The organism is Pseudomonas sp. HK3, assembly GCF_052920985.1.
In genome coordinates, this window is sequence record NZ_JBREXD010000003.1 from 326,736 (window position 1) to 339,155 (window position 12,420).

11 protein-coding genes are annotated in these 12,420 nt (G+C 43.6%); 5 read left to right on the forward strand and 6 right to left on the reverse strand.

The annotated features are described in order from the left end of the window. Positions 1–3: 3 nt before the first annotated feature. Genes ACU6U9_RS16825 through ACU6U9_RS16835 form a run of 3 tightly spaced genes read right to left on the reverse strand, consistent with a single transcriptional unit; the run spans position 4 to position 4,353 of the window. Positions 4–1,338 (reverse strand): replication-associated recombination protein A, encoded by a 1,335-nt coding sequence (locus ACU6U9_RS16825; protein ID WP_446736167.1) that lies wholly within the window; start codon positions 1,336–1,338, stop codon positions 4–6. A 1-nt stretch (position 1,339) separates the two neighbouring features. Further along, the gene (gene lolA / locus ACU6U9_RS16830; RefSeq protein ID WP_446736168.1) at positions 1,340–1,957 is read right to left on the reverse strand and encodes an outer membrane lipoprotein chaperone LolA; all 618 of its coding nucleotides are present in this window, start codon (positions 1,955–1,957) and stop codon (positions 1,340–1,342) included. 11 nt (positions 1,958–1,968) lie between these two features. After that, positions 1,969–4,353, reverse strand: coding sequence for a DNA translocase FtsK (locus ACU6U9_RS16835; protein ID WP_446736169.1), 2,385 nt, complete (start codon positions 4,351–4,353; stop codon positions 1,969–1,971). Between the two features lie 80 nt (positions 4,354–4,433). Between ACU6U9_RS16835 and aat the strand changes: the two genes are divergently transcribed. The 3 genes from aat to infA are packed head-to-tail and all read left to right on the forward strand — an operon-like array spanning position 4,434 to position 6,134. Then, positions 4,434–5,126: a leucyl/phenylalanyl-tRNA--protein transferase gene (gene aat, locus ACU6U9_RS16840; RefSeq protein WP_446736170.1), complete on the forward strand. Its 693-nt coding sequence runs from the start codon at positions 4,434–4,436 to the stop codon at positions 5,124–5,126. Then, the gene (locus ACU6U9_RS16845) at positions 5,119–5,856 is read left to right on the forward strand and encodes an arginyltransferase (RefSeq protein WP_446736171.1); all 738 of its coding nucleotides are present in this window, start codon (positions 5,119–5,121) and stop codon (positions 5,854–5,856) included. The genes aat and ACU6U9_RS16845 overlap by 8 nt, the downstream gene beginning before the upstream one ends. Positions 5,857–5,915: 59 nt before the next feature. Beyond that, the gene (infA, locus tag ACU6U9_RS16850) at positions 5,916–6,134 is read left to right on the forward strand and encodes a translation initiation factor IF-1 (protein ID WP_007017783.1); all 219 of its coding nucleotides are present in this window, start codon (positions 5,916–5,918) and stop codon (positions 6,132–6,134) included. Positions 6,135–6,233: 99 nt separating this feature from the next. Here infA and clpA read toward each other — a convergent pair whose 3' ends face one another. Together clpA and clpS are read right to left on the reverse strand one after the other, a co-directional pair. Further along, a complete protein-coding gene (gene clpA / locus ACU6U9_RS16855) occupies positions 6,234–8,456 on the reverse strand; it encodes an ATP-dependent Clp protease ATP-binding subunit ClpA (RefSeq protein WP_446736172.1) in 2,223 nt (740 codons plus the stop codon). 11 nt (positions 8,457–8,467) lie between these two features. Then, complete coding sequence (gene clpS, locus ACU6U9_RS16860; RefSeq protein ID WP_446736173.1) at positions 8,468–8,815, reverse strand: ATP-dependent Clp protease adapter ClpS; 348 nt, start codon at positions 8,813–8,815, stop codon at positions 8,468–8,470. A gap of 184 nt (positions 8,816–8,999) precedes the next feature. On the opposite strand from clpS, the gene ACU6U9_RS16865 reads away from it, so the two are divergent. Continuing rightward, on the forward strand, positions 9,000–9,275 hold the full coding sequence (locus ACU6U9_RS16865) for a cold-shock protein (RefSeq protein ID WP_446736174.1): 276 nt from the start codon (positions 9,000–9,002) through the stop codon (positions 9,273–9,275). 49 nt (positions 9,276–9,324) lie between these two features. Here the strand turns inward: ACU6U9_RS16865 and ACU6U9_RS16870 are convergent, their stop codons facing one another. After that, complete coding sequence (locus ACU6U9_RS16870; protein WP_446736175.1) at positions 9,325–11,553, reverse strand: NADP-dependent isocitrate dehydrogenase; 2,229 nt, start codon at positions 11,551–11,553, stop codon at positions 9,325–9,327. Positions 11,554–11,805: 252 nt separating this feature from the next. On the opposite strand from ACU6U9_RS16870, the gene ACU6U9_RS16875 reads away from it, so the two are divergent. Beyond that, entirely contained in the window at positions 11,806–12,420 is a 615-nt protein-coding gene (locus ACU6U9_RS16875) for a pseudouridine synthase (RefSeq protein WP_446736176.1), read from the forward strand.

The window sequence follows — 12,420 nt, forward strand, 5'->3', positions numbered from 1 at the left end:
GACCTATTCATACCTTTTATTGGTGCTTTGTTGATCAAGCTGAGCGAAATAATCAAACTTAGCCCCTATTTTGGCCTCTAGACCTCGGTCAGTGGGCTGATAGAAAGAGTGCTCTTTGAGCTCTTCTGGTAAATAACACTCACCGGCGGCATATGCCATGGGTTCGTCATGGGCATAACGATACTCTTTGCCGTAATCTTCTTTTTTCATTAGCGCTGTCGGAGCATTGCGTAAATGCATTGGCACCTCATAGCTAGGTGAGTTGCGGATCAGTTCGCGAGTCTGATTATAAGCCGCGTAAACCGCGTTGCTTTTTGGCGCGCAAGCTAGGTAGTTAATCGCCTGCGCAATCGCCAACTCACCCTCAGGACTGCCGAGTCTTTCATAGGTCAGCCATGCATTCATGGCTATTTCGAGCCCTCTTGGGTCGGCATTTCCAATGTCTTCCGATGCCATACGCACAACCCTACGAGCTATGTACAGAGGATCGCAGCCACCATCTATCATTCGGCAATACCAGTACATTGCACCATCTGGGCTTGAACCACGAACAGATTTGTGAAGCGCCGAAATTTGCTCATAAAAAATATCGCCGCCTTTATCAAACTGGCGTACAGACTCCTGAGCAATTTCTTGGGCAAGCTCAAAGCTCACATGGGTATTACCATCTGCCTGAGCAAGATCAACCGCCATCTCAAGTAAATTAAGCGCTCTTCTCGCATCGCCATCCGCAATGCTCGCTAAAAATCGAGAGGCATCAGGGGCCATAGTAATATTTAAAAGATTAATCTGTTGGTCGGCTGTAAGGGTTTTTTGCAGTAAGCCGTCAATGGTATCGATACCCAGACCACGTAACTTATAAACCCGAGCTCTAGACAAAAGTGCTGAGTTTAATTCAAAACTTGGGTTTTCAGTGGTGGCGCCAATAAAAATGACGGTGCCATTTTCAACAAACGGTAAAAATGCATCTTGCTGAGATTTATTAAAGCGATGAACCTCATCAACAAATAGCAGCGCGCCTTTGCCCTGCTGTTGAATGTGCTTTGCTTTTTCCATGCAGGCGCGAATTTCTTTTACGCCATCCATTACTGCGGACAATGCTAAGAATTCTGCATCGGCATAATTAGCAAGCAGTTTTGCCAATGTGGTTTTACCCACGCCCGGCGGGCCCCAAAAAATCATTGAGTGCAGCTGACCGCTGCGTATGACTTTCCTAAGGGCTTTGTCTTCGCCTAATAAGTGATCTTGCCCTAGATAGCCATCCAAATCTTTTGGCCGCATTCGCGAGGCCAGAGGCTCTTGGGTTGATACTGTTTTATCGAATAAAGAATCTTGCATATTACTCATTTCGAATAACATCAACCCCAGCTGGTATGTCAAACACAAAATCGCTGTCTTTCAGCTGACGGTTAAGCGTTATATTTTGAAAGCGGATGATGGTTTTTTGCCCTACTTCATCCTTGATGACCATTCTGCTTAATAATTTTTTGTCGTTAAACTCTAAACGCAGGCGGTCGAATAATACATCGGCTTGTTTTGGCACCAAAACAAAGTGCTCTTCATCTTGTAGTTTCTCAGAATAAATGTCGTATTCATTGGCAATTTGGTCAGTATTGCCTGATAACAATAGTGCAGGCGTAGCCGATAGTTTTTTATTTAAAGGCTGAACCGTGACTTGCTCTAAGTCTTCGTCGTATTGCCATAGGGTTTCACCATTGCTTACTAATAACTGCGCGTATGGCTCGGCACTTGCCCAGCGGAATTTATTAGGATGCTTTAGTGAAAGACTCCCAGCCTGAGTCTGCAATAAGGCGTCTTTGCCATCAAAGGTATGCTGAACAAAATCAGCTTGAATATTATTAAGCCGATCAAGATTATCCGCTAGGTTTTTATATTCTGGGTTTTGCGCGGCGGCTGTCATGGAAGCCAGCAGCAATAAAATATTTAAGTACTTCATAATCATCCGAATTAACTAACAGGTGGTGGCGCGAGCACTTCTCGCGAACCATTTTGACTAGGAGTAGAAACTACCCCTGCTTGTTCCATTGTTTCGACTAGACGAGCAGCACGATTGTAACCAATACGCAATTTACGCTGAACACTAGAGATCGAAACTTTGCGGGTGTGGGTGACAAATGCAACGGCCTCATCAAATAGAGCATCGGTTTCGCCGTCATCGCTTTCATTGCTAAACCCAGGAATCACAACACTGTTGTCTGAGCCATCAGTAATCGACTCAATGTATTCTGGTGCCCCGCGACTCTTCCAGTCAGCCACAACAGCATGGACTTCGTGATCATCAACAAATGCACCATGCACACGGATCGGCAATGATGTGCCTGGTGGTAAATAAAGCATATCACCATGCCCTAGTAATTGTTCTGCACCGCCCTGATCCAAAATAGTTCTAGAATCAATACGAGAGCTTACTTGAAACGCCATGCGCGTTGGTACGTTGGCTTTTATTAGGCCCGTAATAATATCAACCGAAGGTCGCTGTGTGGCTAATAATAAATGAATACCCGCGGCTCGTGCTTTTTGTGCAATACGCGCAATAAGCTCTTCAACTTTTTTGCCTACAATCATCATCATGTCTGCGAATTCATCTATGATCACAACGATGTAAGGTAATTTTCCTAGGTCTGGCGCGTATTCTTCAAAACTTTCTTCTGCTTTCCATAGCGGATCTTTTAGTGGCTCCCCTGCGGCAATAGCATCCAATACTTTTTTGTTGTAACCGGCGATGTTTCGCACGCCCATGGCCGCCATTAATTTATAGCGGCGCTCCATTTCGCCCACGCACCAGCGCAAACCGTTAGCCGCTTCTTTCATGTCGGTGATAACGGGCGTAAGCAAATGTGGAATGCCTTCATAAATAGACAGCTCTAACATTTTGGGGTCGACCATGATCATGCGCACGTCTTCTGGGCCTGATTTATAGAGCATACTAATAATCATGCTGTTAACCCCAACCGATTTACCCGAGCCAGTTGTACCTGCAACCAATAGGTGTGGCATTTTTGCAAGGTCAGCGGTAACAGGGTCACCTGCAATATCATGCCCGAGAGCAAAAGACAGAGGAGAGCTCATTTTCTGATACTCATGAGATGCTAGTACATCACCTAAAAAGACCATTGCTCGGTTTTCATTGGGCACTTCTAACCCCATAACTGACTTACCCGGAATAACTTCCACAACACGCACACTAATCATGGCCAATGAGCGAGCTAAATCACTGGCAAGACTCGTAATTTTAGACGCTTTGACACCAGGAGCCGGTTGAATTTCAAATCGTGTAATTACCGGACCAGGATTAACAGCTACCACTTCTATTTTAACGCCAAAATCTTGAAGCTTTTGTTCAAGCAAGCGCGACATTTCTTCTAACTTTTCAGCGCTATAACCGGTTTCTTGCGGGCCATCTTGATGGCTCAATAAACTAAGCGAAGGCAGTTCTGATTTTTCTAATAATTTGCCTTGTACACTGCTTGGTGCTTGTGATTTTTTTTCAAAAGGCTGAATAATGATTTTCTTTTCTTCGGCTACCTTTTCAATTTTTTCAGCTATTTTTTGAATTGGTTTTTTGAAAACTTGTGCAGTCAGCGATTTTGACTCAACAGAGCGCGTTTGAGGCTGAGCAGTGAGCACCGGAATTTCGGGGCGCTGTGTTTGAGCTGGCCTCATAATAGGCTCTGTTTTGGTAGTGCTTGGTGCAGTGGGTTTATCGCGGGATAATTGAACAAGACCAAGGTTTAATTTAATCCACTTTAATAGGCTGAGTGTTTTTTCGCCAATCAAGTCGAGCGTTGCCAGCCACGCAATATCACCGCAAACGGTTAAGCCAAACAAAAAGAACACAGCCAAAATAATAGTAGCGCCTGCCAAACCCAAGTAGGTTGCCAGTGGCCCAGCTAACGTTTGGCCAATTACACCGCCATTGCCGCCGGGCAATCCAACCATGCCATCATATAAATGTGTTAATACTGAACCTGAAACAACAACCAACATCACCCCGGTAAAGCGCCAAGCCCAGCCAGCCCAGCCATATTTAATATCACGCCCTCTAAATCGTTGAGCCCCGCGTAATATCGGAATCACAGCCAATAAATAAGCCATATGACCAAATAAGGAAAACAGGAGGTCCGCAATGAACGCGCCGATGCGCCCACCATAATTGCTGATAGCCAAGTCACTTTGCGCTTGTCTCCAGCCAGGATCAACCGTGCTGTAAGACAATAATGACAACAGCAAAAAAGCAGCCAAAGAAATAAGCAGCAAAACTCGAACTTCTTTAACGACAGCTGTTAATTGAGAGGGCCAATCGATATTAACTTTTTCTTTATTTTGAAGCACTTAGCCACTAGCCTAGGATATTGTATTTGTTGACCTTGATTGTACTGTGTCAGCTGAAATTATCTAGCAGGCTTTCTCCTATGTCAGAACCAATTCACTGGTTAAATGATGATCCGAGGCTTTTTCCTCATCATGAGCTTGCTTTTGATGAGCCTAACGGCCTACTTGCCGCAGGTGGGGATCTTTCTTGTGAACGTTTACTGAATGCTTACAGTATTGGTATTTTTCCTTGGTATAACGAAGAAGACCCTATTCTTTGGTGGTCACCGGACCCAAGATGCGTAATATTCCCAGAGGATTTTAAACCATCGCGCAGCCTAGCAAAGGCACTCAGGAAAAGTGATTATTCCGTAACCAGTGATGTCTGTTTTGAACGTGTCATGACGGAATGCGCTGCACCGAGGTCCAGTCAAGATGGTACCTGGATTAACAGCGACATTATTAAAAGTTATGCTCAGCTACATAAGTTAGGTTACGCCCACTCTGTAGAGTGTTGGCATAATGAAGAATTGGTGGGTGGATTATACGGCATCGCAATAGGCCAAGCATTTTTTGGCGAGTCTATGTTCTCCAAAAAGAGCAATGCAAGTAAAATAGCGTTTGCGACTTTATGTAAGACACTCCATTCTTGGGGTTTTCAAATAGTTGATTGCCAAGTCCACAGCCCTCACATGGAAAGTCTTGGAGCAATAGAGATACCAAGAAAAGCATTTTTAGACGTACTAAAAACAGCCACCACACTAACACCAAACGAGGATTGGAATTTTGGATGAAGTACATTCCAATACAGGTCAGCAAATTAAATTACTCACACTTAGTGAGGATCATGCATGCAGCTATTTACCAGAACAAAAAGCCAACTCTGTATTCCTTGATCACGAAACACCACCAAGCTGGCACCAATATTCACAGCTAACACGCATAGGCTTTCGCCGCTCAGGCGGTCATTTTTACAGGCCTCATTGTAAACAGTGTGATGCTTGCCTTTCGTGCCGTGTACGCTCAGAAGAAATAAACTTAGCCAGCAAACGATTTAAACGAATACTCAATCGCAATAATCATATGAGCTATTCTCTGGTCAGTGCCGCATTTAGCGAAGAGCACTACCAACTTTATGAAAAATACATATCGACTCGTCACAGTGACGGCGACATGTATCCACCTTCTTCTGAGCAGTACAGGAATTTCTTAACCTCCACAGAAAAATACAGCTACTTTTTAGAAATAAGGCTGGATGAAACACTTGTTGCATGCTGCGTAACCGATGCATTAGATGATGGATTGAGTGCAATTTATACATATTTTGACCCTGACTTTGAAAAATCGAGCCCTGGAACCTTGGCCGTATTATTACTTTGTAAAATAGCAAAAGAAATGAGCTTGCCTTATGTTTATCTTGGGTATTGGGTAAAAAACAGCCAAAAAATGAACTATAAGGTACAATTTCAGCCACTTGAGATATTTAATGGTGATAATTGGCAATCCTTGCCCCCACAACTCTAGCCAACTGCCTGAAATTCAGGCAGAATGCGCTCCGTTTTAAATGTATCCCAGGTGAATGAATGTCTAGAGAAGACCACATTGAAATGGATGGCGAGGTAATTGATACCCTTCCAAACACAATGTTCCGCGTTAAGCTTGAAAATGGCCATGTTGTTACGGCTCACATTTCTGGCAAGATGCGTAAAAACTACATCCGTATTCTGACAGGCGATAAGGTTAAAGTAGAACTTACACCTTATGACCTAAGTAAAGGGCGTATTACGTACCGCGCTCGCTAATAAAAAAAGCCCCTTGCGGGGCTTTTTTTATACTTAGTAAAACTAGAGAGCTAGCTCTCTAGTTCAACCACCTCATCATGAATCACAGATAAGACGATATCATCTTCTTCTAGGTCGATTCGTACCGTGCCACCCGTTTTCTGATAGCTCGCCAAATAAAATCATTTCTGCCAACGGCTTCTTAACTTTATCTTGAATTAATCGAGCCATCGGGCGCGCACCCATTTGAGGGTCATAGCCCTGTTCAGACAACCATGCTCTTGCATCATCAGAGGCATAAATCACCACTTTTTTATCGTCCAACTGAGACTGCAATTCGGTTAAGAATTTATCAACCACATGACCGATCACATCTTTTCCAAGCGAATCAAACTGAATTATGGCGTCTAAGCGATTACGGAACTCTGGCGTGAATTGCTTACGAATAATTTCCATGGCATCCGTTGTGTGGTTTTGCTCATTAAAACCAATCGAGCGGCGACTACTGACCTCAGCACCAGCATTGGTTGTCATGATAAGCACCACGTGGCGGAAATCAGCTTTACGGCCATTATTGTCCGTTAACGTGCCGTGATCCATAACCTGGAGCAACAGATTAAAGACATCTGGGTGTGCTTTCTCTATTTCATCAAGCAGTAGCACGCAGTGAGGCGTCTTATTAACCGCTTCAGTCAACAAGCCACCCTGATCATAACCAACATAGCCCGGAGGCGCGCCAATCAAGCGAGACACCGTATGAGCCTCCATGTATTCAGACATATCAAAGCGTACAAGCTCCATCCCCATAACATGAGCAAGCTGCTTGGTAACTTCTGTTTTTCCGACACCTGTAGGCCCTGCAAACAAAAACGAACCGATCGGTTTTTCGGGTGCTTTTAGCCCTGCCCGAGAAAGCTTAATGGAGTTTGCTAGGCTCGAAATAGCCTCATCCTGACCAAACACCATCATCTTCATGTTTTTATCTAAATTTTGAAGGGCTTTTTTATCATCAACATTCACCGTTCTTGATGGGATGCGCGCAATCTTAGCCACAACCTTTTCAACATCAGATACCTGAATGACCTTCTTACGCTTACTTGGCGCCAAAAGTTGCTGACCTGCACCCGCTTCGTCGATCACATCAATTGCCTTGTCTGGCATATTGCGATCACGAATATATCTGTCTGCTAGCTCGGAGGCTGCTCTCAGGGCTTTGTCTGTGTACTTGAGGTTATGATGCTCTTCAAATTGGGTTTTAAGCCCCTTGAGGATCTTATAGGTATCCTCAACATTTGGTTCAACCACATCAATTTTTTGAAAGCGACGAGCAAGTGCGCTGTCTTTTTCAAAAATCCCACGAAATTCATTAAAGGTTGTCGACCCCATGCAGCGTAATTGGCCGCCGCTCAATAAGGGTTTAAGTAAATTAGACGCATCCATCACGCCACCCGATGCTGCTCCTGCGCCGATAATGGTATGTATTTCATCAATGAACAATACAGCCTTAGGTTGACGCTTAAGCTCAGCAAGCAATGCTTTGAAGCGCTTCTCGAAGTCACCGCGGTATTTCGTGCCAGCAAGCAACGCGCCCATATCTAGACTATATACAACGGCATCCTTCATAACTTCAGGGATCTTATTATCAACGATCCGTTTTGCTAGGCCTTCCGCTATGGCGGTTTTGCCAACACCCGACTCACCAACCAATAATGGGTTGTTCTTGCGGCGGCGAGATAAAATTTGAATGCAGCGAAGAAGCTCCTCATCACGCCCAATAAGCGGATCGATTTTGCCTTCTTTGGCTAGTTTATTTAAATTGGTGGCATAATTATCAAGCGCCGCTGAAGACCCCTCGCCTGCCGAGTCATCATCAAGACTCTCGGTCTCTGTGTCTTCTTGCTCACCGTTCAACTTGGAGATACCGTGGCTGATAAAATTAACAACATCGATGCGAGCAATGTTTTGCTGCTTCAAAAAGTAAACTGCCTGGCTTTCTTGCTCGCTAAAAATCGCAACCAATACGTTTGCGCCAGTTACTTCTGATTTACCCGAACTTTGAACATGAAAGACTGCGCGCTGTAAAACACGCTGAAAACCGAGTGTAGGCTGAGTTTCACGATCAGAGTCAGCATCGCTCAATAGCGGTGTAGTAGAATCAACAAAATCCTGTAGATCTTTGCTTAGGCGCTCAATTTCTGCACCACAAGCAATCAGAACCTCTTTGGCTGCGTCATTGGTAATAAGTGATAATAATAAGTGCTCCACCGTCATGAATTCGTGGTGCTTGGATCGTGCCTCTTTAAAAGCAGTATTTAGGGTGGCTTCAAGATCGCGATTTAACATAAGGTTCCCCTTTATTTAACCTGCTGAACATCACAAATTAAAGGATGCTGGTTTTCTTTCGCAAAAGCCACAACTTGAGCAGCTTTCGTTTCGGCAATATCTTTAGTGAAAACCCCACATACTGCTTTGCCTTGAGTATGTACGGCGAGCATCACCTGCGATGCCTTTTCTATATCCATTGAAAAGTACAAAGTTAAAACCTCAATTACAAAATCCATCGGTGTGTAGTCATCATTTAGCATGATCACCTGATACATTGACGGTCTTTTCAGCTCAGGTTTAACTGGTGCAACAGCTATGCCATGAGCCTCATCTTTGCTGTCATCTTCCATAGATAAGGTTAGATTACTTTCATACATTCTGCTGAGCCTTAAGTGTTCAAATATTGATTGCATTTCTATCTATAAATTCCCCGCCAAAGCCTTGACAAAACAGAAAGATTGCCACAATGTAACTTTCGTCCGGAATTTATATCAGGTTGTCATCTTACGACTATATGGTTCCAAAAATAATAAATACAAGTCTGGTTTTGGAGTACAACGCATGCAAACAGGGAAAGTAAAGTGGTTTAACAATGCCAAGGGTTATGGGTTTATTTTATCCGACACTGGCGGCGAAGATCTGTTTGCTCACTATTCCTCAATTCAAACTGAAGGATATAAGACCCTCAAAGCGGGTCAGTCAGTTGAATTCGATACAAAGCCTAGTGACAACGGTACTCACGCAATCAACATCACCCCTCTCGACATGTTAAGCCCAAGCAAGGAAGCACAGCCTGATAACATTGAAAAAGTATTAGGCGCACCTGAAGACGCTTAATTACGTTTCAGGCAAAAAAAAGCCCGGTTAATACCGGGCTTTTTTTATTCTACAGCGTATCAATAATTTTATTGAGTGTTGCACTTGGGCGCATTGCCTTTGATGCTTTTGCTTCATCCGGATGGTAATAACCACCTAAGTCAACCGCATGGCCTTGAGCAGAGCTTAATTCGCCAACGATTTTAGATCGATTATCTTCTAGATCTTTTGCAATACCAGAAAAGAGATTTTGAAGTTCTTTATCTGCGCTTTGATCGGCCAACGCTTCAGCCCAATAAAGAGATAAGTAATAGTGGCTACCACGGTTATCCACTTCACCAACACTGCGCAATGGCGAACGGTCATTATCTAAAAACTTACCCGTTGCTTGGTTCAATGTGTCCGCCAATATAAGTGCTTTGGCATTATTGGTTTTGTGCCCTAGGTCTTCTAGGGAAACCGCAAGAGCTAAAAACTCACCAAGTGAATCCCAACGCAAATGCCCTTCCTCTGCAAGCTGTTGAGCGTGCTTAGGTGCCGAACCGCCCGCTCCTGTTTCGTAAAGACCACCACCAGCAAGTAACGGTACAATCGAAAGCATTTTGGCACTGGTGCCAAGTTCTAAGATTGGGAATAAATCCGTTAAATAATCGCGCAACACATTACCAGTAACAGAAATTGTATTTTCGCCTTTCTTCACTCGCTCAAGCGTGTAGCTGACGGCATCAACTGGCGACATAATTTGAATGTCTAAGCCAGCTGTATCGTGGTCTTTTAGGTAGCCAGTAACGATACTAATCAAATTTGCATCATGAGCACGTTGTGGATCTAGCCAAAAAATAGCTGGCTGGCCAGTTGCTTTTGCTCGATTAACCGCAAGCTTTACCCAGTCTTGAATGGGAGCGTCTTTTGTTTGACACATGCGCCAGATGTCACCGCTCTCAACAGTATGCTCAATTAAAACATTACCAGCTGAATCAGCTACCTTAACGGTGCCACTTTCTTTTAATATAAATGTTTTATCATGTGAGCCGTATTCTTCTGCTTTTTGAGCCATTAGGCCAACATTAGAAACATTGCCCATGGTTGTTACATCGAATGCACCATGCTTTTGGCAAAACTCAATTGTCTTTTGAAATACGTCTGCATAACAACGATCAGGTATCATTGCTTTTGTATCGTGCAGCTTGCCGTCAGAGCCCCACATTTTACCGGATGCACGAATAGCCGCAGGCATAGATGCATCAACAATGACATCGCTTGGCACGTGCAAATTAGTAATGCCCTTGTCAGAGTCAACCATTGCGAGACGAGGACGAGACTCATAAACCGCCTGAATGTCGGCTTCAATTTCCTCTTTTTTGTCTGCAGGTAATGATTCAATTTTTGAATAAACATCACCAAGACCATTTTTGGTATTCACTCCCAGCTCAGCAAATAAATCCGCATGCTTTTGGAATACATCTTTATAATAAATGGTGACAGCATGGCCAAACATGACAGGGTCACTGACCTTCATCATGGTTGCTTTCAAGTGCAATGACAGCATGACATCGTTTTCTTTTGCATCTTGCATCTGTGTTTCATAGAAATCACGCAATGCACTTGATGACATAACCGCTGCATCGATCACTTCATTTTCTTCAAGCTCAACCACTGACTTTAACACAGCGTCTTTGCCACTTGCATCTGTAAAGGTGATTGATACTTTATCTTGCTTAGGGAGAACGTAAGATTTTTCTGAGCCGTAAAAATCGCCATGTTCCATATGCGCAACATGAGACTTAGAATCTTTTGACCACTCGCCCATGCTATGCGGATTTTGCTGAGCATAAATTTTAACTGGGCCGGCAACACGACGATCACTATTGCCCTCACGTAATACAGGGTTTACTGCACTACCAAGGATCTTTGAATAACGCGCATTAATATCTTCTTCTTTCTCATTTGCAGGCTTAACCGGAAAATCTGGGATGGTATAGCCTTGCTTTTGCAGTTCTTTAATTGCCGAGTTCAACTGAGGAATAGACGCGCTGATGTTTGGCAATTTAATAATGTTAGCTTCAGGGGTTTTAGCAAGTTCGCCTAACTCTTGAAGATCATCGTTCTGGCGTTGATCGTCATTTAAAAAATCGGGGAAGCTAGAAAGAATTCGACCCGCTAGAGAAATATCACGCGTTTCAACAGAAAGGTTAGCCGGCTTTGAAAACGCTTTAACTATCGGTAAAAAAGAATACGTCGCTAAAGCAGGTGCTTCATCTGTTAATGTGTAAATAATCTTTGGGGTTTTATTGGTCATTTTCTATCCTAAAGTTCTATGGCTATTGCGCCGAAACTCAAATGAAGAGTTGCTTTTGGCCGCTCTTATAATTGATGCCTAGCTGGCTCATATAACGACTTTTGGTCGCAATATAACTGCACATTGGTTCTTAAAGGCGACGAATTATATCACGCACTGTTATAATCGAAATGCCTTTTTGTAGATTTTTTACATATAGGCACCGGAAACAATGTTATACCCTCTGTATTTGGTAATTTTATTACAAAACCTATGTCTAAGTTAATTCTATTCAATAAACCGTTTAAGGTTATGTCGCAGTTTTCAGAAAGCGACAACAAAGAAACCCTTGCTAACTACATTCAAATACCAAATGTATACCCAGCTGGCCGCTTGGATTATGACTCTGAAGGACTGCTCCTATTAACAGACGATGGTCAATTACAGCATAGAATAGCCCACCCAAAGCACAAATCGATAAAAACCTACTGGGCGCAGGTTGAGGGCATTCCGACCGAAGCTCAACTGGATCAGTTACGAAAAGGCATCGAACTTAAAGATGGCATGACGCTACCAGCGACGATTAACATTATTGACGCGCCACAGCTCTGGCCTCGTACTCCGCCAATACGAGAGCGAGCAAATATCCCAACCTCATGGCTAGAGATTAAGATAAGTGAAGGTAAAAACCGTCAAGTACGCAGAATGACAGCCGCAATCAATCATCCAACACTGCGCCTTATACGTAAGCAAATCGGTGAATGGAGCATAGAAAACATTGTTCCGGGTGAATACGTTGAATTAGAGGTCCAAGCGCCGCCAATCCCGAAAAGAGCGTATCCAAAAAATGCTAAATTCGATAAAATACGCCCACGAAAGAAAAGGTAA

What these genes read in the sequence shown, in the direction of transcription:
- ACU6U9_RS16825 (WP_446736167.1), bottom strand. Translation starts at nt 1,338, where the DNA reads ATGCAAGATTCTTTATTCGATAAAACAGTATCAACCCAAGAGCCTCTG.
- lolA (WP_446736168.1), bottom strand. Translation starts at nt 1,957, where the DNA reads ATGAAGTACTTAAATATTTTATTGCTGCTGGCTTCCATGACAGCCGCC.
- aat (WP_446736170.1), top strand. Translation starts at nt 4,434, where the DNA reads ATGTCAGAACCAATTCACTGGTTAAATGATGATCCGAGGCTTTTTCCT.
- infA (WP_007017783.1), top strand. Translation starts at nt 5,916, where the DNA reads ATGTCTAGAGAAGACCACATTGAAATGGATGGCGAGGTAATTGATACC.
- clpA (WP_446736172.1), bottom strand. Translation starts at nt 8,456, where the DNA reads ATGTTAAATCGCGATCTTGAAGCCACCCTAAATACTGCTTTTAAAGAG.
- clpS (WP_446736173.1), bottom strand. Translation starts at nt 8,815, where the DNA reads ATGTATGAAAGTAATCTAACCTTATCTATGGAAGATGACAGCAAAGAT.
- ACU6U9_RS16865 (WP_446736174.1), top strand. Translation starts at nt 9,000, where the DNA reads ATGCAAACAGGGAAAGTAAAGTGGTTTAACAATGCCAAGGGTTATGGG.
- ACU6U9_RS16870 (WP_446736175.1), bottom strand. Translation starts at nt 11,553, where the DNA reads ATGACCAATAAAACCCCAAAGATTATTTACACATTAACAGATGAAGCA.
- ACU6U9_RS16875 (WP_446736176.1), top strand. Translation starts at nt 11,806, where the DNA reads ATGTCTAAGTTAATTCTATTCAATAAACCGTTTAAGGTTATGTCGCAG.